The following is a 22339-nucleotide window of genomic DNA, read 5'->3' on the forward strand; positions in this document are numbered from 1 at the left end:
GCGTCAAGTTGCCTCGTCGAACGCCGGCCACCGCCGGCTCCTTTGCATGGGGTTGTTTTCGATATTTTCGTAAGCGCCCCGTGCTGCGGCCGCCAGTTCCTGCGTTTACCGCCCGGCGGCCTTCTTCGGCCTGCCGATGTCGCTGCGCAGCGCCTCGAGGTCCTTGCGCACGGCGCTTGCCGCGTCGCGCTCGATCTTGCGGTAGCGCGCCACCAAAGAGAGGCCGAACGGGGTCAGCACCGCGCCGCCGCCATTCTTGCCGCCGGTCTGCCGTTCCACCGCCGCCTGCCGGCAGATGCGGTTGATCTCGTCGACCAGGTCCCAGGCGCGCTTGTAGCTCATGTCCATGGCGCGGCCGGCGGCGGAGATCGAGCCGCATTCCCTGATCCGCTCAAGCAGCAGGATCTTGCCCGGCCCGATCCGGTCCTCGGCATCGAGGTCGATGCGGACGCTGAGGGAGGGGAGCGATGATGCGCTCGATTTCGACATGGGAGACCTGTTCTCGTGGCAACAGATTGCCACTACCCGCTTTCATGAACAAGATGAACCCGTTAGATAACGGGCATGATCCGGAAAAGTGGTAACCGGTTTTCTGGGCGGATCATGCCCACACTATAACGGAAACCACATAAGAATATTTGGGGCAGGCATGAATCCTCCGTCGCTGTTCTCTCCGCTCAAGATCGGTCCTTACCAGCTCGAACATCGCGTCGTGATGGCGCCGCTGACGCGGATGCGGGCGGCGCGGCCGAGCCTCGCGCCGCGGCCGATGAACGCGGAATATTATGCGCAGCGCGCCACGCCCGGCGGCTTGCTGATCGCCGAGGCCTCGCCGGTGGTTGCGACCGGCTTCGGCAATCCTGGTGTTCCCGGCATCTACAGCGAGGCCCAGATCGCGGGCTGGCGCGAGGTGGTGGATGCCGTGCACGCCAGGGGCGGCTTGATCTTCCTGCAGCTCTGGCACGTCGGCCGCGTCTCGCATTCCTCGTTCCAGCCGGGCGGCGCGCTGCCGGTGGCGCCGTCGGCGGTCGCGATCCCCTCCGAATTCAAGTGCATGACGGCGGACGGCAAGGTGGTCGACTACGAGACGCCGCGCGCGCTCGAAACCGACGAGGTCGCCCTGATGGTCGAGGCCTACCGGCAAGGCGCGAAGAACGCGCTCGCCGCCGGCTTCGACGGCGTCGAGATCCACGGCGCCAATGGCTATCTGATCGAGCAGTTCCTGCAGTCGCGCAGCAATCTGCGCACCGACCGCTATGGCGGCTCGATCGAGAACCGCGTCCGCTTCCTGATGGAGGTGACGCAGGCGGTGACCGAAGTCTGGGGCGCGAGCCGCGTCGGCGTGCGGCTCTCGCCCTACGGCATCGCCAATGGCAGCGGCGAGGCGGACCCGATGCCGCTCTACAGCCACGCCATCACGGCGCTGGACAAGCTCGGGCTCGCCTATCTGCATTTCATCGAGCCGCGCGCCTCGGGCACTGGCCGCGCCGAGGTCGACTGGCAGAACGTGCCGTCCGCGATGGTGTTGTACCGTCCGATGTGGAGCGGCGTGCTGATCACCGCCGGCAATTTCGTCGGCGAAACCGCACAGAGCGCGGTCGCCGAGGGTCATGCCGATGCGATCGCATTCGGCCGCTACTTCATCTCCAACCCGGACCTGCCGCGCCGCCTGCAGCGCGGCTATCCGCTGACGAAGTACAACCGCGCCACCTTCTATGCAGGCGAGGAGAAGGGCTACACGGATTATCCGGTGCACGACGAATTGGCGCAGGCGTAGGTCTTCGTAGCCCGGATGCAGCGCAGCGAAATCCGGGGCCTTGCATCAGCGGATCAAGCATCCCCGGATTACGCTTCGCTGCATCCGGGCTACGATAGCTCGGCCAGCAAAACCGGGAGACCGCGATGTTTCCGGACGACGAGTTCGAGCCGACCAAGAAACCAAAGCCCGTGGCGCTGGCGAAGCCGGCGGCCGGCCAGTGCCTGTGCGGCAAGATCCGGTTCGAGATCGACGTGCCGGCGCGCTGGGCCTGGCATGATCACACCGCCGCCAGCCGCCGCGCCCATGGTGCGGTTTATGCGACCTATGTCGGCAGCTGGAAGAAGCGCTTCCGCATCACGCAAGGCGAAAGCGAGCTGTCGCGTTACGAGGATGCGAAAAGCAAGACCGCGCGCAGCTTCTGCGCCAATTGCGGCACGCCGATTTCTTACGAGCGCGCGCGGTCGCCGCACATGGTCAACATCCCGCGTGCGCTGTTCTCGGGGCGCACCGGCCGGCAGCCGCTCTATCACATCGCGATCGAGGAACTGCAGGAATGGGCCTACACCGGCGAGCCGCTGGTGCCGCTGAAGGGCTATCCCGGCGTGGTGTGGCAGCGCTCGAAAAAGAAGAAGCGCAGCGCGCGCGAGGGGATGTTCTAACGAGCGTTTCACCTCAGGCGCGCGCCTGCGGAATGCGGCCATGACCGGCGGCTCGATTGCCCCAGCTGCGCAAGTTTGGTCATCTCCCTTGATGCCCGTCGGCCAACGCGCCGACGGGCCTGGAGGGAACATGAAAAATCGCATTACCGGCCGCTCGGCATTTTTGGCGCTGCTGAAGGATGAGGGCGTCACCCATCTGTTCGGCAACCCTGGCACCACCGAACTGCCGATCATGCACGCGCTGAAGGACCATCCCGATCTCACCTATGTGATGGCGATGCAGGAGAGCCTGGTGGTCGCGATGGCCGACGGCTTCAGCCGCGCCTCCGGCAAGCTGGTCGCCTGCAACGTCCATGTCGCGCCTGGCCTCGGCAACGCGATGGGCTCGCTCTACAATGCCAGCTTCACCGGCACGCCGCTGATCCTCACCGCCGGGCAGCAGGAACAGGGCCATGGTTTGACTGAACCGGTGCTCTATGGCCCGCTGGTGCAGATGGCGACGCCGCTGGTGAAATGGGCGGTCGAGGTGACGCGCCTCGAAGACCTGCCGCGCATCGTGCGCCGCGCCGCCAAGATCGCGACCACGCCGCCGACCGGGCCGGTGTTCATCTCGCTGCCCGGCGACATCCTCAATTCCGAAGCCGGCATCGAGCTCGGCCGCTCCACCCGGATCGACACACGGGTGAGGCCGTCGGAGGAGTCGCTTAAGGCGCTGGCCGCGCGCATCCTGAAAGCCGAGCGACCGGTGATCGTCGTCGGCGACGAGATCGTGAAAAGCGATGCGCTGCGCGAGGCGGCCGATCTTGCCGAGACGCTGGGCTGCCCGGCCTGGCAGTCGCCGACGCCCTATGGTTCGCACTTCCTGTCCGAAAGCCCGAGCTTCATGGGCGCGATCGCGCGGCTGCAGAAGGTCGCGCGCGACGTGCTGGCGCCGCATGATCTGTTGATCGCACTCGGCGGCGATCCGCTGCGGATGTCTGTTTACAGCGAGGTCGATCCGCTGCCGGACGGGCTCTCGATCGTGCAGGTCGGGCTGGTCGACAGCGACCTCGCCAGGAACTACGGCGCCGAGATCGCGGTGAAGGCGGACGTCAAGGAAACGCTGCGCGCGCTGGTTCCTGCGTTGAAGGAGGCCGGCGGCGGCGCGCTGGAGACGCGTGCCAGGCAGGGACTCGCGGCGCTGTCGACCAAGAACTGGGTGGCGAAGCGCAAGGCGCGGGTCGAACAGATCTCGAAGGCGAGCCAGACCTCGCCGATCGATCCGGACTGGCTCGCGTTGCAGGTCGTGGAGGCGATGCCCGACGACGCGATCCTGGTCGACGAGGGTCTGACTTCGTCGCGTCAGATCATTGGCTTGCGGCCGCATCGCGACCGCTACGGCTATCACGCGCTGGCCTCCGGCGGCATCGGCTGGGGCCTGCCGGCCGCGGTCGGCGTCAGCCTCGCCAATCCGCAGCGCCCGGTGGTGTGCTATTCCGGCGACGGCTCGTCGATGTATTCGATCCAGTCGCTGTGGACCGCAGCCAATCACAAGCTGCCGCTCAACTTCGTCATCGTCAACAATGGCGGCTACCGCATCATCAAGCAGCGCCTGCTCGCCTTCCACGGCGATGACAATTATGTCGGCATGGATTTCATCGACCCGCCGGTCGACTTCACCGCCCTCGCACGCTCGCTCGGGCTCGAGGCGATCAAGGTCACCGACCCGCAGGAGCTGAAGGGCGCGATGAAGTCGGCGTTCAGCCGCCCGGGCGCTAAGCTGATCGAGGTGGTGGTGAGCAATGCGGTGAATTGACTTTTCACGATGCGCTCACCTCTCACCGTCATCCTGAGGTGCGAGCGGAGCGAGCCTCGAAGGATGCACGGCCCGGCCGGTGGCCGTCGATCCTTCGAGACGCGCTTCGCGCTCCTCAGGATGACGGGACGGCAGATGTGGGTACCCCGTCATTGCGAGGAGCGGAGCGACGAAGCAATCCATCGTTCCTCACACGCGGAGCTATGGATTGCTTCGCGGAGCCTGTCATCCGGCGGCGCTTCGCGCCGACCGGGTGGCTCGCAATGACGGGGGGTGGCTACGTCGTCGTCTTCTTCACCCGATACCGGGTCGCCGGATGCGTCGCGTCCAGCCTCGCACGCCCTCCGCCGAACAGCTTCTCGCGCAAGGTGCCCTTCGCATACTCGCGCTTGTAGCGGCCGCGCTTGACGAGCTCCGGCACCAGCATGTCGGCGATGTCCTCGAAATCGCCGGGCGAGATCGCAAACGCGACGTTGAGGCCGTCGACGTCGGTGTCCTCGAACCATTGCTCGATCTTGTCGGCGACCTGCTCCGGCGAGCCGACCACCACGGGGCCGGCGCCGCCGATGCCGACATGCTCGGCGACCTCGCGCACGGTCCAAACCCGGTCGGGATCGGCGCGGGTGACGTTGTCCATCGCGGAGCGGCCGGCATCGTTCTGCACGTGCCGCACCTCCTGGTCGAGCGAGTAGGTCGAGAAGTCGACGCCGGTCCAGCCCGACATCAGCGCCAGCGCGCCCTCATGGCTGATGTGGCTGCGATACTCGGCGTATTTCGCTTTCGCCTCGGCTTCGGTCGGCGCCACCACAATGCACATCATCGAGAACATCAGGATCTCGGCGGCGTTGCGGCCTTTCTCGGCGGCGAGCTCGCGGATCGCCGACACCCGCGGGCCGATCACCTTGGCTGACGGTCCCGACATGAACACGCATTCGGCGTGCTCGGCGGCGAATTGCCGCCCGCGCGGCGAGGTGCCGGCCTGATAGAGCACCGGCGTGCGCTGCGGCGACGGCTCGGAGAGATGGATCGCGTTGAGCCGGTAGTTGTTGCCGTCATGGTGTACCGGATGCACCTTGCTCGGATCGGTGAAGATGCCGCGCGTGACGTCGCGGATCGCGGCGTCGTCCTCCCAGCTGCCTTCCCAGAGCTTGTAGACCAGCTCCATATATTCGTCGGCGAGCTCGTAGCGGTCGTCATGCGCGGTCTGCTTGTCCTTGCCGGCACCGCGCGCGGCGGAATCGAGATAGCCGGTCACCACGTTCCAGCCGACGCGGCCGCCGGTGAGGTGATCGAGTGTCGACATCCGCCGCGCGAACGGGTAGGGCGGCTCGAAGGAGAGATTGCTGGTGACGCCGAAGCCGAGATTTTCCGTCACCGCGGCCATCGCCGGGATCAGCATCAACGGTTCGTTGGCCGGGGTCTGCGCCGCGTTGCGCAGCGCCGCATCCGGACTATTGGCATAGACGTCGTAGACGCCGAGCACGTCGGCGAGGAACAGCCCGTCGAACCGGCCGCGCTCCAGCGTCTTCGCCAGATCGGTCCAGTAGGACAGCTTGTTGTAGTCCTTGGTGCGATCGCGCGGATGGGTCCACAGCCCCGGCGACTGATGCGCCACGCAGTTCATGGCAAAGGCGTTGAGCCGGATTTGTTTTGTCATTGTCGAAAACCTTGGTCGAAACCTTGCGCGCCGCTTCGATTGCTGCCCGGTCGATGCCGGGCGTCCCGCATCAACTTGTTGCGACTTCCCACGTTTTGGCAAGGCCCATTCGCATTTCACGCCCTTCCGGTCGCGAGCCGATCCCGATAGGTTGCGCCTCTCCAGAAGCATGATCGGGACGCAAAGCGTGGCGTTCCGGTGGGATCATGCCAAGACGCGACCGGACGAAGGAACAATCATGGCGACACGGGCCGACGCAATCGCAAAGGTGCGAGAGCATTTTCAATCGGGACAGTTTTTGAAAGAACTGGACCAAAGGGTCGGCTACCAGACCGAGAGCCTGAATGCCGACAAGGCCGATGCGCTGCGCGCCTATCTGGTGGAGAATCTGCAGCCGGCCTTCGCCGAGCTCGATTTCAAGACCCGGCTGATCGAGTCGCCGACCGGCCGCGGACCCTATCTGATTGCCGACTACCAGGAAGACGCTTCGCGGCCGACCGTGCTGACCTATGGCCACGGCGACGTCGTCGACGGCATGGTCGGCGAATGGCGCGACGGGCTCAATCCCTGGCAGACCACGGTCAAGGGCGAGCGCGTCTATGGCCGCGGCACCGCCGACAACAAGGGCCAGCATTCGATCAACATGGCGGCGCTGCGCGCGGTGAAGCAGGCGCGCGGCGGCAAGCTCGGCTTCAACGCCAAGTTCATCATCGAGACCGGCGAGGAGATCGGCTCGCCCGATCTGCGCGAGGTCTGCGAGGCGCATCGCGAGGAGCTGAAGGCAGACCTGTTCATTGCCTCGGACGGGCCGCGGCTGTCGGCGGAGCGGCCGACCATCTTCCTCGGCTGCCGCGGCGGCAACCGGATCCATCTCGACGTCAATCTGCGCGAGGGCGGCAATCATTCCGGCAATTGGGGCGGCGTGCTCGCCAATCCGGCCACGATCCTGGCGAGCGCGATCGCGAGTTTGGTCGACGGAAAGGGCCGCATGAAGCTCGATATCCTGAAACCCCCGCCGATCTCCAACCGCGTCCGCGCCGCGCTCGCCGACGTCGAGGTCAAGCCGACCGCGGACGAACCGGCGCTGGCGGAAGACTGGGGCGAGGAGGGCCTGACGGCGGCGGAGCGGCTCTATGCCTGGAACACGCTGGAAGTGCTCGCGATGTCGTCGGGCAATATCGAAAAGCCCGCCAACGCGATTCCCGGCAAGGCCAATGCGGTGCTGCAGCTTCGCTTCGTCGTCGGCACCCGGCATCTCGAGGTGATCGACGCGGTGCGGGATTATCTGCACAACAACGGTTTCCCGATGGTCGAGGTCTCGGGCACGCAGCGCTTTGCCGCCTCGCGCACCGACATGGACAGCCCGTGGATCGACTGGGCGGCGAACTCGATCCGCGCCACCACCGGCAAGGCGCCGGCGGTGCTGCCGAACTTTGGCGGCTCGCTGCCGAACGACGTGTTCTCCGAAGGCCTCGGCCTGCCGACGATCTGGGTGCCGCATTCCTATCCGGGCTGCTCGCAGCACGCCCCCGACGAGCACATCCTGCTGCCGGTGACCGAGGAGGCGCTGACCATCATGGCCGGCCTGTTCTGGGATCTCGGCGAGGCAAAGCACAAGGGGTGAGGAGCTAAGCGCGCATTTTCCCCGTCATCCTGAGGAGCCGCGAAGCGGCGTCTCGAAGGATCGACGGCCACCAGCGGGGCCGTGCATCCTTCGAGGCTCGCAAGAGCTCGCACCTCCAGCGACAAAGGCGAAGCCTTTGCGCGGGGATGACGGGGAAGACGTGGATGGCCGGGTCAAGCCGGCCATTTCGAGTTGAAAAGCTGGTGCCTTCACCGGCAAGGAAAATGTAATGACACTATCGACTTCGGCCGACGCTCAGCACACGACAGCGGTCGACAAGAAAAACATCACCCGCCTGATCGTCGCGACTTCGGTCGGCAATGCGCTCGAATGGTACGACATCTCGGTCTACGCCTATTTCGCGGTGTATCTCTCGAAGGCGTTCTTCCCGGCCAATGATCCGACCACCTCGCTGCTCCTGACTTTCGGCAGCTTTGGCCTGTCGTTTCTGATCCGCCCGATCGGCGGCGTCGTGCTCGGCGCCTATGCCGACCGTCACGGCCGCAAGGCCTCGCTGATGCTGTCGATCGTGCTGATGACGTTCGGCACGCTGGTGCTGGCGCTGATGCCGACCTATCAGACCATCGGCATCCTGGCGCCGATCGCGGTGCTGCTGGCGCGGCTGGTGCAGGGCTTTTCCGCCGGCGGCGAGTTCGGCTCCTCGACCGCGTTCCTGGTCGAGCACATGCCGGAGCGGCGCGGCTTCGTGGCGAGCTGGCAGTTCGCGAGCCAAGGCGTCAGCGGCCTGCTCGGCGCCGGCTTCGGTGCGCTGCTGACCTCGTTGATGAGCCCGGAGGATTTGCAGTCCTGGGGCTGGCGGCTGCCGTTCCTGTTCGGCGTCTTGATCGGCCCGGTCGGCATCTACATCCGCAACCATGTCGACGACGCAACGCCGCCGCCGGCGGCGAAGCAGGAATCGCCGGTCAGGGAAGTGTTCGCGCGGCAGAAGTTCGCCACGACGCTTGCGATCGGCGCGCTCGCGGTGTCGACCGCGGTCAACTATCTGATCGTCTACATGCCGACCTATGTGGTGAAGACGCTCAAGCTCGCGCCGTCGGTCGGCTTCATCGCCTCGTTCGCCGCGCAGACCGCCGTTGCGCTGCTGGCGCCGATCGCAGGCATGGTCTCCGACAAGATCGGACGCACCACCCACATGATCCTGTTCGCGCTGTTGCTGCTGGTGTCGATCTTCCCGGCCTTCCTCTTGCTCACCGGCAAGCCGACGCCGATGATCATCCTGATCGGCGTGCTCTGGCTCGGCGTCCTCAAGTCGCTGTATTACGGGCCGCTGGCCGCGCTGATGTCGGAACTGTTTCCGGCGGCGACGCGTGCGACCGGGCTCGGTCTCAGCTACAATATCGGTGTCACATTGTTCGGCGGCATGGGGCCGGCGATCATGACCTGGCTGGGCGGCTTCGCGGCGATCGGCGAGCTCGCGCCGGGCTACTATCTCACCGCGGTCTGCATCCTCAGCCTCTGTGCGCTGTTCACGATCCGCAGGCTGCGGCTGGCGTAGCGCATGATCCGAAAAAGTGCGAAGCGGTTTTCTTTCGAAAGGATCATGCTAACCGCATCAGATTTCGTGATGCGAAATTCAAATATCCTTATTGTTGCACAGCAGCGTAGATAGTCGAAATCAAAGTTTCATCTGACGAAAGTATACGGTGTCCGGCGCACGTCATCCGTCCTAGGATGATGTCGGCCGGGCGCGTCTCTTCGTCGTGCCCGGTTCAGGATTTGGAATTGACGGCAAGGAAGGCCAGGGCATGAACGCCTCAACGACTGCGACCGCACGGACCAGCCGCAAGAGGCCACCGCCGGAGCCGGGCCAACCCGACAAGTTCAACGCGATCCAGAAGGTCTGCGCGATCCTGCGCGTGCTGGCGCAGCGCTCGCCGCTGCGGCTCACCGACATCGCCGACACCACCTCGCTGAACAAGGCGACTGCGCTGCGCATCCTCAACTCGCTGATCGAGGAAGGCTTCGTCAGCCGCGTCGCCGGCGCCAAGACCTATGAGCTCGGCCAGGAGGCGCGGGTGATGGCGGTCGGCGCGCGCCGTTCGGTCGACATCGCCGAGCTGGCGCAGCCGAGCCTGCTCCGGCTGTCGGAGCGCTCGGCCGATACGGCGCTGCTGTCGGTGCGCTCCGGTGTCGAGGCGCTTTATCTGGCGCGCTCGGTCGGCAACCATCCGCTGCAGCCGAACTATCTGCAGATCGGCAGCCGCCGTCCGCTCGGCGTCGGCGCCGGTGCGCTGGCGCTGCTGGTCTGGCTGCCGGATGCCGAGATCGAGGCTGTGATCGAGGTGATCGTGCCGCGGCTGGCAAAATCGCCGCGCATCACGCCAAAGTTCCTGCGCGAGCGGATCGCCATGGCGCGCAAGGCCGGCCACACCGTGCTGATCGACGCCGCGTTTCCCGGCATGGGCGGCGTCGGCGTGCCGGTCCGCGACGATGCCGGCGAGGTGGTGGCCGCGCTCTCGATCGGCGCCGCGTCCGACCGCATCCGCCGCCGCGAAGGCGAACTCGCCGACATGCTGAAGAAGGAAGCCCAGGTGCTGGCCCGCGCGCTGGCCCAGGCGCCGAAGAACGGACGCGCGGCGAAGATGGGTTGAGGCCGCTTTTTTGCTTCACCTCTCCCGCTTGCGGGGTCGAGACGAGCGAAGCTCGCTCTTAGGTCGACGCGCGTAGCGCGGCGGGTGGGGGCTCTATCCACGATATGACTCGTGGAGACACCCCCACCCCAACCCTCCCCCGCAAGCGCAGGGTTATCGCATATGCCCTTGGCGACCGCGCAAGTGCTGGGCCTCGTGGTTCGAGACGCGCCGCAAGCGGCGCTCCTCACCATGAGGGTCTACTATTGTGCCGCAAAACAAGACCTCATCCTGAGGAGCCCGCCGAAGGCGGGCGTCTCGAAGGATGGCCACGAGGGCACCGCCACGAAATGCGATAGCCCTGCCCGCAAGCGGGAGAGGGGCGGCGCACCACCGACTTGATGCGACTCAACTCCCTCTCGTCGCGCGCTACGCCCCCTCGTCCAGCGCCACCAGCTCGCGCTTCTTGCGCAGCGAGGGCAGCAGCGGGCCGACCAGCAGCACCAGCGCGAAAGCGAGGCAGATCGCCGAGATCGGCCGCTCCACGAAGGTCATGAGATCGCCCTGCGAGAGGATCAGCGACTTGCGCAGATTGTTCTCCAGCATCGGCCCGAGCACGAAGGCAAGCACCAGTGGCGCCGGCTCGTAGCCGAGCTTGCGCATGAAATAGCCGATCACGCCGAACGCGATCATGACGTGGACGTCGAACACGTTGTTGCTGGAGCAGTAGACGCCGATGATCGTGAACAGGATGATCAGCGGGAACAGCACGTTGTAGGGCAGCCGCAGCAGCTGCACCCACATGCCGATCATCGGCAGGTTGAGGACCAGCAGCATCAGGTTGCCGATATACATGCTGGCGACGATGCCCCAGAACAGCGTCGGGTTCTGCGAGATCATCAGCGGTCCCGGCTGCAGGCCGTGGATCACGAAGGCGCCGAGCAGCAGCGCCATCACCACGTTCGGCGGGATGCCGAGCGTCATCAGCGGAATGAAGGCGCCGCCGGCCGCGGAATTGTTGGCCGATTCCGGCCCCGCGACGCCCTCGATGGCGCCATGGCCGAAGCGCTCCGGATGCTTCGAGAGCCGCTTCTCCAGCGCGTAGGAGGCGAACGATGCCACCACGGCGCCGCCGCCGGGCAGGATTCCGAGGAAGAAGCCGAGCACCGTGCCGCGCGCCACCGGCCCGGCGCTGGCCTTCCAGTCCTCCTTGCTCGGCAGCAATTGGTTGATCCTGGTCTTGATGATGTCGCGCTTGATCGCCTGCTCGGTGTTGAGCAGCACCTCGGCGACGCCGAACAGGCCCATCACGACCGGCACAAGGCCGATGCCGTCGATCAGCTCGAGGCGGCCGAAGGTCAGCCGCGGCTGCGCCGTGATGCTGTCGAGCCCGACCAGGCCGAGTACGACGCCGATGCAGGCCATCAACAGCGCCTTGGCCATCGAGCCCTGGGTGAGGAAGGTGAGCACCACGAGGCCGAGCACCATCAGGCTGAAATATTCGGCCGGCCCGAACGCGATCGCGACGCTGGCAAGCGACGGCGCCACCAGCATCAGGGCGATCAGCGCGAAGGTGCCGGCGATGAACGAGCCGAAGGCGGAGATGCCGAGCGCCGGGCCGGCGCGGCCCTGCTTGGCCATCTGGTGGCCGTCGATGCAGGTGACGACGGAAGCCGCTTCGCCCGGGATGTTGACCAGGATCGAGGTGGTCGAGCCGCCATACATCGAGCCGTAATAGATGCCGGCCATCATGATGATGCCGGATTCCGGCGTGCCTGACAGCGTCACCGGCAGCAGCAGCGACATCGCCGAGATCGGGCCGATGCCGGGCAGCACGCCGACCAGCGTGCCGATGAACACGCCGATGAAGCAGTAGAGCAGGTTGATCGGCAGCAGTGCGACGCCGAGGCCGTGGGCGACGTTGACAAGAGTATCCATGGGCGCTCAACCGATCTCGAAGATGCCGCTCGGCAACTGGATCGCGAGCAGGTGTTTCAGCACCCACCACATTCCGAGCGGGGCAAGGATGGACAGCGGGATCGCCAGCGACCAGCGCACCGGATCGATCACGCGGAGCAGCAACAGCATCAGCGGGATCGCCGACAGCAGGAAGCCGAGCGGTTCCAGCGCAAAGGCGAACGCCGTGAGGCAGACGATGACCAGCACCGGCTTGCCCCAGCGCGCATTCTCCCAGCGCGAGGCGAAGGTCGGGCCGCCCTCGGTGACCGCCGCGATCATGATCGAGGCCGCGAACACGCACATCAGGATGCCGGTGTAGAACAGCACGTAGCCGGAGCCGGGATCGTTGATGGTGCCGAGCTTGAGCTTGAGGCCCGACCAGATCACGAAGGCGCCGAGCCCGAGCCCGATCAGCCCGCCCCAGAGCTCGGAGTTGTTGAGACGGAATTTGACGTTGGTTTGGTCTGTCATGTGTTGTGTTGCTCTCAATCACCGTCACCCTGAGGTGGCGGCGCGAAGCGACGCCCTCGAAGGGCGACGGTGCCCCGCTCCATCCTTCGAGGCGAGCCGCAAGGGCGGCTCGCACCTCAGGATGACGACGGCGCTTGTGGCGACTTAAACTCTACTTCTTCGCCAGCCCGAGCGTGTCGATCACCTTGCGCTCGGACTCGGTGACCTCGCCCACGAACTTCTTGTAGTCCTCGGTGTTCTTGTAGTTCGGCACCATGTCGTATTTGGCGAGGGTCGCGATCACCGCCGGGTCCTCGATCGCCTTCTTGAAGGCGTCGTGCAGCTTGGCGACGATCTTGGGGTCCATGCCCTTGGGGCCGGCAATGCCGAACGGCGAGTCATAGACCATGGGGTAGCCGAGCTCCTTCAGCGTCGGCACGTCGGGATAGTTCGGCGAGCGCGCGCCGGTCCACACCATCAACAGGCGGAGCTTGCCGGCATCGACCAGCGGCCGCCAGCCGGTGGAATCCGCCTGCAGCATGGTGTGCTGGCCGAGCACGGCGGCATTGGTCTCGGCGCCGCCCTTGAACGGCACCTGGGTCAGCTTGATCCCGGCCATCAGGGCGATCTGCTCCATGCCGACATGCAGCGAGGTGCCGGTGCCGGGCGTCGCATAGGTCACCTTGCCCGGGTTCTTCTTGGCGAAATCGACCACGTCCTGCCAGGTCTTGAACTGCGACTCCGCGTTGGTGGTGACGCCGAAGGTGTAGCCGGTGAGGTGAATGATGTAGGAGAAATCCTTCGCCGGATCCCACGACACCTCCTGCATCAGGGGCAGGCGGAACACGGTGATCGGGATCTGGGCGATGGTGTAGCCGTCGGGCTTGGCGCCGGCGGCCATCGTCGCGGGGCCCACGGTGCCGCCGCCGCCCGCCTTGTTGTCGACCGCGATCGGCTGGCCCAGCACCTTGGAGGCGCTCTCGGCGATCGCGCGCATCGAGATATCGGTCGAGCCGCCCGCCGGCCAGGGCACGATCAGCGTGATCGGCTTGGTCGGATAGTCCTGCGCGAGCGCCGCTGTCGACACCAGCATGCCGGCGGCGGCGAGCAGGACCATCAAGCGATTGCGGTGCGACATCTCTATCTCTCCCTTGTGGCCGCGTTCGATCGCAGCCGCGTCTTGTTCGGTGTTGGCAATGATCGTCCCCGTCATGCTGGGACCGAGGGCGCATTGGACAGAACGGGGCGGGCAACGGAAGCGCGAATTGCGCTCGAAGCGCCGGCTGCGACAATTGGTCTGCCGCGACCTGCCGAGCGGCGGAATTCAATCGGCATTTGGTCTGACGGTTTGGCCGTTCCCGGCAACATGCGAGGACGGCGCGGGGTGCGCGCGCCTGACCAGCAAGCCGGGTTTGGTCAAGCGAATAATGAAGGGAACCCAAGGGCATCGGCGCCTTGCGGGATTGCGCGCTTGCCGTCATCATGGCGCCGCCCGTTGCAGGAACGCCGCCCGACAGATGACGCCATCGCCTGACGCCACCGACGACGCTGTGACGAGGGCGTTTGCCGGCCTTCCCGCATTGCTCGACGAGGCCCCTCGGCTGGTTGCGCGCGGGCGGCTGCTCGATTGCGACTGCCTGATCGGCCCGATGGCGCGGCCGTTTCATGCCGCGATCCGCAGCGGGCGCATCGTCGAGCTTGCGCCGTCGCCGGTCCTGATGCGCTCCTGGCGCTTTTCCTATCGCGCGACGCCGGAGGCCTGGGCCGCCTATTGGCAGGCCGAGCCGAAGCCCGGCTGGCACGATCTGTTGGCGCTGACCAAGCGCGGCGAGGCGGTGCTGGAAGGCGACCTGCATCCCTTCATGGCGCATCTGCAATGCTTCAAGGACCTGCTGGCGCTGCCGCGGCAGCATTTCGCGGCGGCCGTATCATGAGCGGCAAGATCATGAACGGCCACATCGAGCCGATGGTCGGCCGCTACGTGCACGTCGAGATCGGCGGCGAGCTGCACCGCATCTATTTCGAGGAGAACGGCACGGGCATTCCGCTGGTCTGCCTGCACACCGCGGGATCAGATGCGCGGCAATGGCGCCATCTGCTCGCGGATACGCAATTTGCCGAAAATTTCCGCATCATTGCCTTCGATATGCCCTGGCATGGCAAGTCGAATCCGCCGATGAGCTGGACCGGCGATGAATACCAACTCACCACTGCGCGCTACACCGAGACCATCCGCGCTTTCTGTCGGGCGTTGGGGCTGGAGAAGCCTGTGGTGATGGGCTGCTCGATCGGCGGCCGCATCGTGCTTAACCTTGCGATCGAATATGCCGCCGAGTTCCGCGCGCTGATCGGGCTCGAGGCTGCCGATTTCCAGGCGCCGTGGTATGACACCAACTGGCTGAACCGGCCGGACGTTCACGGCGGCGAAGTCTGCGCCGCGCTGGTGTCCGGGCTGATCGCCCCGCAAAGCCCTGAGCCTGCGCGGATGGAAACGCTGTGGGCCTACAAGCAGGGCGGCCCCGGCGTGTTCAAGGGCGATCTGTATTTCTACCGTGTCGACGGCGACCTGCGCGGCCGGGTCGCGTCAATCGAGACTAAAGTATGCAAGCTCTATCTCCTCACGGGCGAGTATGATTTCTCCTGCACGCCCGAGGACACGAGGCGGACCGCAGCGGCAATAGGGGGCGCCAGCGTCACGATCATGGAGAAGCTCGGTCATTTTCCGATGAGCGAGAATCCGGAACAGTTTCGCCGCTACATCGCACCCGTCCTCGCCGATATTCTCACACAGTAAATCGACCGTTTCCACGCAAGGAGTAGACGTATGACACGCAAGTATCTCATCGGCCTCGCGCTCGCCGCCGCGGTCGGCGCGAGCCAGGCGCAAGCCCAGGAGCTGACCGGCACGCTGAAGAACATCAAGGACACCGGCGCGATCACGCTCGGCTACCGCGATTCCTCGATCCCGTTCTCCTATCTCGACGACAACCAGAAGCCCATCGGCTACGCCATGGACATCTGCTACAAGATCGTCGATGCCGTGAAGAAGGAGCTGAAGCTCGACAAGCTCGAGGTCAAGCTCAACCCGGTGACCTCGGCGACGCGTATCCCGCTGATGGCCAACGGCACCGTCGACCTGGAATGCGGCTCGACCACCAACAATGCCGAGCGCCAGAAGCAGGTCTCCTTCACCAACAGCCACTTCCTGACCGCCAGCCGCTACGTCACCAAGAAGGCGAGCAAGATCAATTCGATCGACGACCTGAAGGGCAAGACGGTGGTCTCGACCGCCGGCACCACCAACATCAAGCAGCTCACCGAGGCCAACCTCGCGCGCGGGCTGAGCGTCAACATCATCCCGGCCAAGGATCATGCCGAGGCCTTCCTGATGGTCGAGACCGATCGCGCGGTCGCCTTCGTGATGGACGACATCCTGCTCGCGAGCCTCGTCGCCGGCTCGAAGTCGCCGGATGACTACGTGATCTCCAAGGACGCGTTCTCCAAGCCCGAGCCCTACGGCATCATGCTGCGCAAGGATGACGCGCCGTTCAAGAAGGTCGTCGACGCCGCCACCGCCGCGCTCTACACCAGCGCCGAGGGCCAGAAGATCTACGACAAGTGGTTCAACCAGAAGATTCCGCCGAAGGGCCTGAACCTCAACGTGCCGCTCGGGCCGGAGATGAAGAAGCAGCTTGCCAAGCCGTCGGATTCACCGGATCCGGATGCGTATCTGGTCAACTGATCGCATTGCTGCGTATGACCTGCCGCCTCGCGGCGGCGGGTCCTGAGAGTTTGCATGTCCGGCCATTTTTGGAGGAGAATGGCCGGACATTTGCATGGACGCCGCGCGCGATGCCGGCGTAATGCCGTGACCGGCGCGGCCGCGTGGGGGACCTGTGAACTACAATTGGAACTGGCACATCTTCCTTGAGCCGAACCCGATGGGGACCGGCACCTATCTCGACCTGTTGTTGGCGGGACTGGTGGTCACCATCAAGGTGTCGGTGCTGGCCTGGATCATCGCGCTGGTGTCCGGCTCGGTGATCGGCGTACTGCGCACGCTGCCGTCGCGGACGGCGTCGTGGATTGGCTTCTGCTGGGTCGAGTTCTTCCGCAACATGCCGCTGCTGGTGCAGCTGTTCCTGTGGTTCTTCGTGCTGCCCGAACTGTTGCCGCGGTCGGCCGGGCTGTGGCTGAAGCAACTGCCGAACGCGCCGTTCTGGACCGCCGCGATCGGCGTCGGCTTCTTCATGTCGGCGCGCGTCGCCGTGCAATTGCAGGCCGGCATCACCTCGCTGCCGCGCGGGCAGAAGCAGGCCTCGACCGCGCTCGGCCTCACCACGGTGCAGACCTATCGCTACGTGCTGCTGCCGATGGCATTCCGCATCATCCTGCCGCCGCTGACCTCCGAATTCCTCAACACCATCAAGAACAGCGCGGTCGCCATCACGATCGGCCTGATCGAATTGACCGGCCAGGCGCGCTCGATGCAGGAGTTCTCGTTCCAGGTGTTCGAGGCGTTCACGGCGGCGACCGTGCTCTACCTGCTCCTCAATTTCGTCGTGGTGACCGCGATGCGCTTCCTCGAGCGCTATGTCGCGATCCCCGGCTACATCACGGGCAAATGACGATGATCGGCAGTTTCGATTTCGACGTCATCCGCCGCTCGCTGCCCTACCTGTTCCTGGAGGGCATGCGCTTCACGCTGACCCTGACCGCGCTCGCCGCGTTCGGCGGCCTGGTGTTCGGCACGCTGATCGCCTTGATGCGGCTGTCGAGCTACAAGGTGCTCGGGCGCATCGCGGGCTTCTATGTCGACTTCATCCGCTCGCTGCCGCTGGTGCTGGTGATCTTCTGGTTCTACTTCCTGGTGCCGTATATCGGGCAGTGGCTGACCGGCGCGTCGCGGCCGATCACGGTCGGCGCCTTCGCCTCCTCGCTGATCACCTTCATCGCGTTCGAGGCGGCGTATTTCTCCGAGATCATGCGCGCCGGCATCCAGTCGATCTCGAAGGGCCAGCCGGCCGCGGCCAGCGCGCTCGGCCTGACCTACGCGCAGTCGATGCGCTACGTCGTGCTGCCGCAGGCGTTCCGCAACATGCTGCCGGTGCTGCTGACGCAGACCATCGTGCTGTTCCAGGACACCTCGCTGGTCTACGTGCTGTCGATCCCGGATTTCCTCGGCGCCGCCAGCAAGGTCGCGCAGCGCGACGGCCGCCTGGTCGAAATGTACCTGTTCGCCGCGCTGGTCTACTTCGTCGTTTCCTGTATCGCGTCCTACGGCGTTCGCCGCCTGCAGGCGCGCATTGCGATTGTCCGGTAGCCAGTCATGCTTTCGAACATTCGAGACCCGGCCCCCTTCACCTCTCCCATCGGGAGAGGTCGGATCGCATCAGCGATCCGGGTGAGGGGTTTTGCTCCATCGATAGACCGCAATCCCTCACCCGGCGCTGCGCGCCGACCTCTCCCGATGGGAGTGGTGGAAGCGCGCTCGCTGCAACGCCTGAGTCACGCATGATCGAGATCAACCACGTCAATAAATGGTACGGGCCGTCCTTCCAGGTGCTGAAGGACTGCACCACCAGCGTCGCCAAGGGCGAGGTGGTGGTGGTCTGCGGTCCGTCCGGCTCGGGCAAGTCGACCCTGATCAAATGCGTCAACGCGCTGGAGCCGATCCAGGGCGGCGACATCACGCTCGACGGCGTCAAGGTCAACGATCCCAAGACCGACCTGCCGAAGCTGCGCTCGCGCGTCGGCATGGTGTTCCAGCACTTCGAGCTGTTTCCGCACTTACGGATCATCGACAATCTCCGCCTCGCGCAGGAGAAGGTGCTCGGCCGCAAGGCTGAGGACGCCACCGCCAAGGCCATGAAGCTTCTGGAGCGCGTCGGGCTGAAGGATCATGCCAAAAAGTTTCCGGCGGAGTTGTCCGGCGGCCAGCAGCAGCGCGTCGCGATCGCGCGGGCGTTGGCGATGGATCCGATCGCGATGCTGTTCGACGAGCCGACCTCGGCGCTCGACCCGGAAATGATCAGCGAGGTGCTCGACGTGATGGTCGACCTCGCCGGCGAGGGCATGACCATGATGGTCGTGACCCACGAAATGGGCTTCGCCAACAAGGTCGCCGACCGCGTCATCTTCATGGACCGCGGCGAGATCGTCGAGGACGCCAAGAAGGCCGACTTCTTCGGCAAGCCCCGCAGCGACCGCGCGCAGAAGTTCTTGTCGAAGATCCTGCAGCACTGAGGCAGAGGGCGCCTCTCCACCCGTCATTCCGGGGCGCCTCGAAGAGGCGAACCCGGAATCTCGAGATTCCGGGTTCGATGCTGCGCATCGCCTCGGAATGACGACGGCTACAGGGTTTTCCCCCGTTAACAATTTGCGTATACGAAGGCCTGAAACCCCCTTCGTCCGCAGGAGAACTCGCGTGGAAAAGATCGCTTACGTCAACGGCTCGTTCGTGCCGCATTCGGAGGCCAAGGTCTCGGTGTTCGACCGCGGATTCCTGTTCGCCGACGGCATCTACGAGGTGGCGGCGGTGCTCGAGGGCAAGCTGATCGACAACGCCTCGCATCTGGCGCGGCTCAAGCGTTCGGTCGGCGAGATCCAGCTCGCGCTGCCGGAGACGCTGGAGCGGATCGAGGAGATCCAGAAGGAGCTGGTTGCGCGCAACGACCTCGTCAACGGCATGGTCTATCTCGAGGTCACCCGCGGCGCCGACAAGGGCCGCGACTTCGCGTTCCCGAAGGCCGACGTCAAGCCGACGCTCGTGATGTTCACCTCGGAAAAGGACATCATCAACGCGCCCTCGGCCAAGACCGGCATCAACGTCATCACGGTGCCGGACATCCGCTGGGAGCGGCGCGACATCAAGAGCGTGGCGCTGCTGGCGCAGGTGCTGGCCAAGCAGGCGGCCGCCGCGGCCGGCGCCGGCGAAGCCTGGATGATCGAGGACGGCAAGGTCACCGAGGGCGGCTCGTCCTCGTCCTTCATCGTCACCCAGGACGATGTCATCGTGACCCGGCAGAACGGCAACGAGATCCTGCCCGGCTGCACCCGCAAGGCGGTGGTCAAGCTCGCCGAGGAGCGCCAGCTGCGCATCGAGGAGCGCGCCTTCACGGTCGAGGAAGCGCTCGCCGCCAAGGAAGCCTTCATCACCAGCGCCTCGGTGTTCGTGCAGGGCGTGGTCGCGATCGACGGCAAGAAGGTCGGAGGCGGCAAGGTCGGCCCGATCACCGACCGCCTGCGCGAGATCTACATCGAGTTCGCCCGCGCGACGGCGGTTTGACCCTGCCTAGGGTGGGTTAGCGCAGCGTAACCCACCAACTTTGCTCACCGCGGAGAGAATGGTGGGTTACGCCTTCGGCTAACCCACCCTACGGTCTGCGCATCGCCTTGGCGCCGTCACCCTGAGGTGGCCGCTTCTTCAGCGGCCCTCGAAGGGTCGACGGCCCGACTGTGGCCGTGCATCCTTCGAGACGCCTGCTGCGCAGGCTCCTCAGGATGACGGGGATGGATCGTCCGCGCTGCTCACGCCGCCACTTTCACCTTCACCGGATGCACCGCGCGGAAGCCGATCGCGATCCGGTTCCAGGCGTTGATCGCGCCGATCAGCGTCGTCAGGTTGACCAGCTCGCTGTCCGAGAAATGGGCGCGCACCGCCTCGTAGTCGGCGTCCGGTGCGTGCGTCTCCGCAACCAGCGTCAACGCTTCGGTCCAGGCCAGTGCCGCGCGTTCGCGCTCGCTGTAGAGCGGCGACTCGCGCCAGGCGTTGAGCAGATAGAGCCGCTGCTCGGTCTCGCCGTGCTTGCGGGCATCCTCGGTGTGCATGTTGATGCAGTAGGCGCAGCCGTTGATCTGCGAGGCGCGGGTCTTGACCAGCTCGATCAGCGATTGCTCGAGGCCGCTCGCAGCGATCTGGTTTTCCACCGCGACCAGCGCTTTGATGGTCTCGGGTGCGGCCTGGTAGAAATTCATGCGGGGCTTCATGGTCGTTCTCCTTGGTTGTGGTTGGGGTTAGTGCGCACCGCCGCCAGCGAGCTGGCCCGGTTTCTTCAGGAAGAGTGTCGCCGCGAGTGCTATGATCAGCGCGACGCCGAGCAGATAGAAGGTATCACTGAAGGCGAGGATGTAGGCCTGCTTCTGCACGACCTTGCCGATCGCCGCGATTGCGCGGCGGGCGGCAGTGGCCTGGTCGGCGACGCCGTGCTTCATGAAATACTGCGTCAGTTGCTCGATCCGGTTCCGCGTGGCCTGTTCCAGCAGCGAGACCGACTGCATGAGCACGTTGGAATGATATTGCTCGCGCTTGGTCAGCAGCGTCTGCAGCACGGCGATGCCGACGGCGCCGCCGAGGTTGCGCATCATGTTGAACAGCGCGGAGGCCGAGCCCGCATTCTCCAGTTCGATGCCCGCGGTCGCAACCGCCGACAACGGCGCCATCACCAGGGCCTGGCCGATGGCGCGGACGATGTTGGGCCAGAACAGCTGGTCGGTGGCATAGTCGTTGGTCATGAAGATGTTCATGAAGTTGGAGCCGGCGAACAGCGCGAAGCCGACGCCGATGATGATGCGGGGGTCGAAGCGCTGCATCAGCCGCGGCACCAGCGGGATCAGCACCAGCTGCGGCAGCCCGGTCCATGCCAGCACCATGCCGATCTGCTCGGCGTTGTAGCCCTGGATGCGCGACAGATACTGCGGCAGGATGAACACCGAGCCGTACAGCGCGATGCCGAGCAGGAAGTTGGCCAGCATGCCGAAGCCGAAATTGCGGCGGGCGAGCAGGCGCAGATTGAGCAGCGGCTTCTCGACGGTGAATTCGACGATCAGGAAGGCGACCAGCGCGACGGCCGCGATCACCGACAGGCGGACGATGAAGGGCGAGCCGAACCAGTCGTCCTTATTGCCTTCCTCCAGCACGGTCTGCAGCGCGGCGAGCCCGATCGCCATGGTGATGATGCCGAGCCAGTCGCCCTGGCGGATCAGCGACAGCTTCATCGGGCTCGGATCGAGCGAGATGTAGAGCATCGCGATCATCACCGCGCCGGGCACCAGGTTGACATAGAAGATGTACTGCCAGCCCCAGTTCTCGGTGAGATAGCCGCCGATGGTCGGGCCGATCGCCGGCGCGAACGTCGCCGACAGCGCAAACAGCGCGAGCCCGATCGGCTGCTTGGCCTTCGGCAGCAGCGTGATGATCAGCGTGAACGCCATCGGGATCAGCACGCCGCCGGTGAAACCCTGCACCGCGCGCAGCGCGATCATCTGCGGCAGGTCCTGCGCCAGCGCGCACGCCGCCGAGAACACCAGGAACAGGGCGGCGTTGGTGAGCAGATAGATGCGCACCGAGAACACCTGCGCGAGCCAGCCGGAGAGCGGGATCACCACGATCTCGGCGATCAGGTAGGAGGTCGAGATCCAGCCGCCGTCATCGATCCCGGCGCCGATCGCGCCCTGCACATCGGCGAGCGAGGCATTGACGATCTGGATGTTGAGCACCGCCATGAACGCGCCGAGCGTCGCCCCGATCACCGCGATCCAGGTCTTTGTCTGGATCGCGGGTGTCGCCGGCGTGGTGGGAGCGGCGAGGTTTGCAGCGTCGGCTGCATTGGCGGTGGGCTGGAGCGCGGTCATCGGGGTCGTCCTTGCTGGCCCACGCAAGATGGATTAGGCGGCGCTTTTCGATAATCCGGGAAACAGTGGAAGGATTGTCAGGCAGAGGTTGATAATCGGATGGTGGCGGCAAGCGCGGCTGCGACCGCGCTGCGGCCAGCGGCACGGCGCAGCGTTTGGTCTGCATGATGACGACCGGTGAGGTGAGCACGCCTCTCAAGCTCCCTCCCCCC

Annotated in this window: 20 protein-coding genes; 13 read left to right on the plus strand and 7 right to left on the minus strand. The window is 65.3% G+C overall.

Features of this window, described 5'->3' with window-relative positions; genetic code table 11:
- Positions 1-105: 105 nt before the first annotated feature.
- The gene (locus IF803_RS28655) at positions 106-489 is read right to left on the minus strand and encodes a winged helix-turn-helix domain-containing protein (RefSeq protein ID WP_304498688.1); all 384 of its coding nucleotides are present in this window, start codon (positions 487-489) and stop codon (positions 106-108) included.
- Between the two features lie 160 nt (positions 490-649).
- Here IF803_RS28655 and IF803_RS28660 point away from each other — a divergent pair, with 160 nt between their 5' ends.
- The 3 genes from IF803_RS28660 to IF803_RS28670 all read left to right on the plus strand — a co-directional run bounded on the left by IF803_RS28660 (position 650) and on the right by IF803_RS28670 (position 4213).
- Positions 650-1777, plus strand: coding sequence for an alkene reductase (locus IF803_RS28660; RefSeq protein WP_461194346.1), 1128 nt, complete (start codon positions 650-652; stop codon positions 1775-1777).
- 125 nt (positions 1778-1902) lie between these two features.
- Positions 1903-2418: a GFA family protein gene (locus tag IF803_RS28665; RefSeq protein ID WP_461194347.1), complete on the plus strand. Its 516-nt coding sequence runs from the start codon at positions 1903-1905 to the stop codon at positions 2416-2418.
- 130 nt (positions 2419-2548) lie between these two features.
- Positions 2549-4213 carry a thiamine pyrophosphate-binding protein gene (locus tag IF803_RS28670; RefSeq protein ID WP_461194349.1) on the plus strand — a complete coding sequence of 555 codons (1665 nt, stop codon included), beginning with the start codon at positions 2549-2551 and terminating at the stop codon, positions 4211-4213.
- Between the two features lie 277 nt (positions 4214-4490).
- On the opposite strand, the gene IF803_RS28675 is transcribed toward IF803_RS28670, so the two are convergent.
- A complete protein-coding gene (locus IF803_RS28675; protein WP_028341272.1) occupies positions 4491-5870 on the minus strand; it encodes an LLM class flavin-dependent oxidoreductase in 1380 nt (459 codons plus the stop codon).
- A 238-nt stretch (positions 5871-6108) separates the two neighbouring features.
- Between IF803_RS28675 and IF803_RS28680 the strand changes: the two genes are divergently transcribed.
- From IF803_RS28680 to IF803_RS28690, 3 genes are all read left to right on the plus strand, one after another.
- Positions 6109-7494, plus strand: coding sequence for a M20 family metallopeptidase (locus IF803_RS28680; protein ID WP_461194350.1), 1386 nt, complete (start codon positions 6109-6111; stop codon positions 7492-7494).
- 229 nt (positions 7495-7723) lie between these two features.
- Positions 7724-9010, plus strand: a complete 1287-nt coding sequence (locus IF803_RS28685) for an MFS transporter (RefSeq protein WP_461194352.1) — start codon at positions 7724-7726, stop codon at positions 9008-9010.
- A gap of 250 nt (positions 9011-9260) precedes the next feature.
- Positions 9261-10106 (plus strand): IclR family transcriptional regulator, encoded by an 846-nt coding sequence (locus IF803_RS28690; protein ID WP_051447909.1) that lies wholly within the window; start codon positions 9261-9263, stop codon positions 10104-10106.
- A gap of 408 nt (positions 10107-10514) precedes the next feature.
- Here IF803_RS28690 and IF803_RS28695 read toward each other — a convergent pair whose 3' ends face one another.
- From IF803_RS28695 to IF803_RS28705, 3 genes are all read right to left on the minus strand, one after another.
- Positions 10515-12023 carry a tripartite tricarboxylate transporter permease gene (locus IF803_RS28695; protein ID WP_028341157.1) on the minus strand — a complete coding sequence of 503 codons (1509 nt, stop codon included), beginning with the start codon at positions 12021-12023 and terminating at the stop codon, positions 10515-10517.
- Between the two features lie 6 nt (positions 12024-12029).
- Positions 12030-12515, minus strand: coding sequence for a tripartite tricarboxylate transporter TctB family protein (locus IF803_RS28700; RefSeq protein ID WP_016845625.1), 486 nt, complete (start codon positions 12513-12515; stop codon positions 12030-12032).
- Positions 12516-12666: 151 nt separating this feature from the next.
- Positions 12667-13632 carry a Bug family tripartite tricarboxylate transporter substrate binding protein gene (locus tag IF803_RS28705; RefSeq protein WP_038384272.1) on the minus strand — a complete coding sequence of 322 codons (966 nt, stop codon included), beginning with the start codon at positions 13630-13632 and terminating at the stop codon, positions 12667-12669.
- A gap of 379 nt (positions 13633-14011) precedes the next feature.
- Between IF803_RS28705 and IF803_RS28710 the strand changes: the two genes are divergently transcribed.
- The 7 genes from IF803_RS28710 (at position 14012) to IF803_RS28740 (ending at position 19782) form a co-directional block, all read left to right on the plus strand.
- Positions 14012-14428, plus strand: coding sequence for a hypothetical protein (locus IF803_RS28710; RefSeq protein ID WP_461194354.1), 417 nt, complete (start codon positions 14012-14014; stop codon positions 14426-14428).
- Complete coding sequence (locus IF803_RS28715; RefSeq protein WP_461194355.1) at positions 14425-15288, plus strand: alpha/beta fold hydrolase; 864 nt, start codon at positions 14425-14427, stop codon at positions 15286-15288. Before IF803_RS28710 ends, IF803_RS28715 begins: the two co-directional genes overlap by 4 nt.
- Before the next feature lie 30 nt (positions 15289-15318).
- Positions 15319-16236 carry an amino acid ABC transporter substrate-binding protein gene (locus IF803_RS28720; RefSeq protein ID WP_212058439.1) on the plus strand — a complete coding sequence of 306 codons (918 nt, stop codon included), beginning with the start codon at positions 15319-15321 and terminating at the stop codon, positions 16234-16236.
- A gap of 154 nt (positions 16237-16390) precedes the next feature.
- Positions 16391-17122 carry an amino acid ABC transporter permease gene (locus IF803_RS28725; protein WP_016845630.1) on the plus strand — a complete coding sequence of 244 codons (732 nt, stop codon included), beginning with the start codon at positions 16391-16393 and terminating at the stop codon, positions 17120-17122.
- Positions 17123-17124: 2 nt separating this feature from the next.
- Positions 17125-17817 carry an amino acid ABC transporter permease gene (locus IF803_RS28730; RefSeq protein ID WP_028341151.1) on the plus strand — a complete coding sequence of 231 codons (693 nt, stop codon included), beginning with the start codon at positions 17125-17127 and terminating at the stop codon, positions 17815-17817.
- A 191-nt stretch (positions 17818-18008) separates the two neighbouring features.
- Positions 18009-18740: an amino acid ABC transporter ATP-binding protein gene (locus tag IF803_RS28735; protein ID WP_028341150.1), complete on the plus strand. Its 732-nt coding sequence runs from the start codon at positions 18009-18011 to the stop codon at positions 18738-18740.
- A 181-nt stretch (positions 18741-18921) separates the two neighbouring features.
- Positions 18922-19782, plus strand: coding sequence for a D-amino-acid transaminase (locus IF803_RS28740; RefSeq protein ID WP_212058436.1), 861 nt, complete (start codon positions 18922-18924; stop codon positions 19780-19782).
- A gap of 242 nt (positions 19783-20024) precedes the next feature.
- On the opposite strand, the gene IF803_RS28745 is transcribed toward IF803_RS28740, so the two are convergent.
- Both IF803_RS28745 and IF803_RS28750 read right to left on the minus strand, forming a co-directional pair.
- Positions 20025-20483 carry a carboxymuconolactone decarboxylase family protein gene (locus tag IF803_RS28745; RefSeq protein ID WP_461194356.1) on the minus strand — a complete coding sequence of 153 codons (459 nt, stop codon included), beginning with the start codon at positions 20481-20483 and terminating at the stop codon, positions 20025-20027.
- A 27-nt stretch (positions 20484-20510) separates the two neighbouring features.
- Positions 20511-22127: an MDR family MFS transporter gene (locus IF803_RS28750; RefSeq protein WP_461194357.1), complete on the minus strand. Its 1617-nt coding sequence runs from the start codon at positions 22125-22127 to the stop codon at positions 20511-20513.
- Positions 22128-22339 lie beyond the last annotated feature (212 nt).

The organism is Bradyrhizobium sp. UFLA06-06 (assembly GCF_054820065.1).

What these genes read in the sequence shown, in the direction of transcription:
- IF803_RS28655 (WP_304498688.1), bottom strand. Translation starts at nt 489, where the DNA reads ATGTCGAAATCGAGCGCATCATCGCTCCCCTCCCTCAGCGTCCGCATC.
- IF803_RS28660 (WP_461194346.1), top strand. Translation starts at nt 650, where the DNA reads ATGAATCCTCCGTCGCTGTTCTCTCCGCTCAAGATCGGTCCTTACCAG.
- IF803_RS28665 (WP_461194347.1), top strand. Translation starts at nt 1,903, where the DNA reads ATGTTTCCGGACGACGAGTTCGAGCCGACCAAGAAACCAAAGCCCGTG.
- IF803_RS28670 (WP_461194349.1), top strand. Translation starts at nt 2,549, where the DNA reads ATGAAAAATCGCATTACCGGCCGCTCGGCATTTTTGGCGCTGCTGAAG.
- IF803_RS28675 (WP_028341272.1), bottom strand. Translation starts at nt 5,870, where the DNA reads ATGACAAAACAAATCCGGCTCAACGCCTTTGCCATGAACTGCGTGGCG.
- IF803_RS28680 (WP_461194350.1), top strand. Translation starts at nt 6,109, where the DNA reads ATGGCGACACGGGCCGACGCAATCGCAAAGGTGCGAGAGCATTTTCAA.
- IF803_RS28685 (WP_461194352.1), top strand. Translation starts at nt 7,724, where the DNA reads ATGACACTATCGACTTCGGCCGACGCTCAGCACACGACAGCGGTCGAC.
- IF803_RS28690 (WP_051447909.1), top strand. Translation starts at nt 9,261, where the DNA reads ATGAACGCCTCAACGACTGCGACCGCACGGACCAGCCGCAAGAGGCCA.
- IF803_RS28695 (WP_028341157.1), bottom strand. Translation starts at nt 12,023, where the DNA reads ATGGATACTCTTGTCAACGTCGCCCACGGCCTCGGCGTCGCACTGCTG.
- IF803_RS28700 (WP_016845625.1), bottom strand. Translation starts at nt 12,515, where the DNA reads ATGACAGACCAAACCAACGTCAAATTCCGTCTCAACAACTCCGAGCTC.
- IF803_RS28705 (WP_038384272.1), bottom strand. Translation starts at nt 13,632, where the DNA reads ATGTCGCACCGCAATCGCTTGATGGTCCTGCTCGCCGCCGCCGGCATG.
- IF803_RS28710 (WP_461194354.1), top strand. Translation starts at nt 14,012, where the DNA reads ATGACGCCATCGCCTGACGCCACCGACGACGCTGTGACGAGGGCGTTT.
- IF803_RS28715 (WP_461194355.1), top strand. Translation starts at nt 14,425, where the DNA reads ATGAGCGGCAAGATCATGAACGGCCACATCGAGCCGATGGTCGGCCGC.
- IF803_RS28720 (WP_212058439.1), top strand. Translation starts at nt 15,319, where the DNA reads ATGACACGCAAGTATCTCATCGGCCTCGCGCTCGCCGCCGCGGTCGGC.
- IF803_RS28730 (WP_028341151.1), top strand. Translation starts at nt 17,125, where the DNA reads ATGATCGGCAGTTTCGATTTCGACGTCATCCGCCGCTCGCTGCCCTAC.
- IF803_RS28735 (WP_028341150.1), top strand. Translation starts at nt 18,009, where the DNA reads ATGATCGAGATCAACCACGTCAATAAATGGTACGGGCCGTCCTTCCAG.
- IF803_RS28745 (WP_461194356.1), bottom strand. Translation starts at nt 20,483, where the DNA reads ATGAAGCCCCGCATGAATTTCTACCAGGCCGCACCCGAGACCATCAAA.
- IF803_RS28750 (WP_461194357.1), bottom strand. Translation starts at nt 22,127, where the DNA reads ATGACCGCGCTCCAGCCCACCGCCAATGCAGCCGACGCTGCAAACCTC.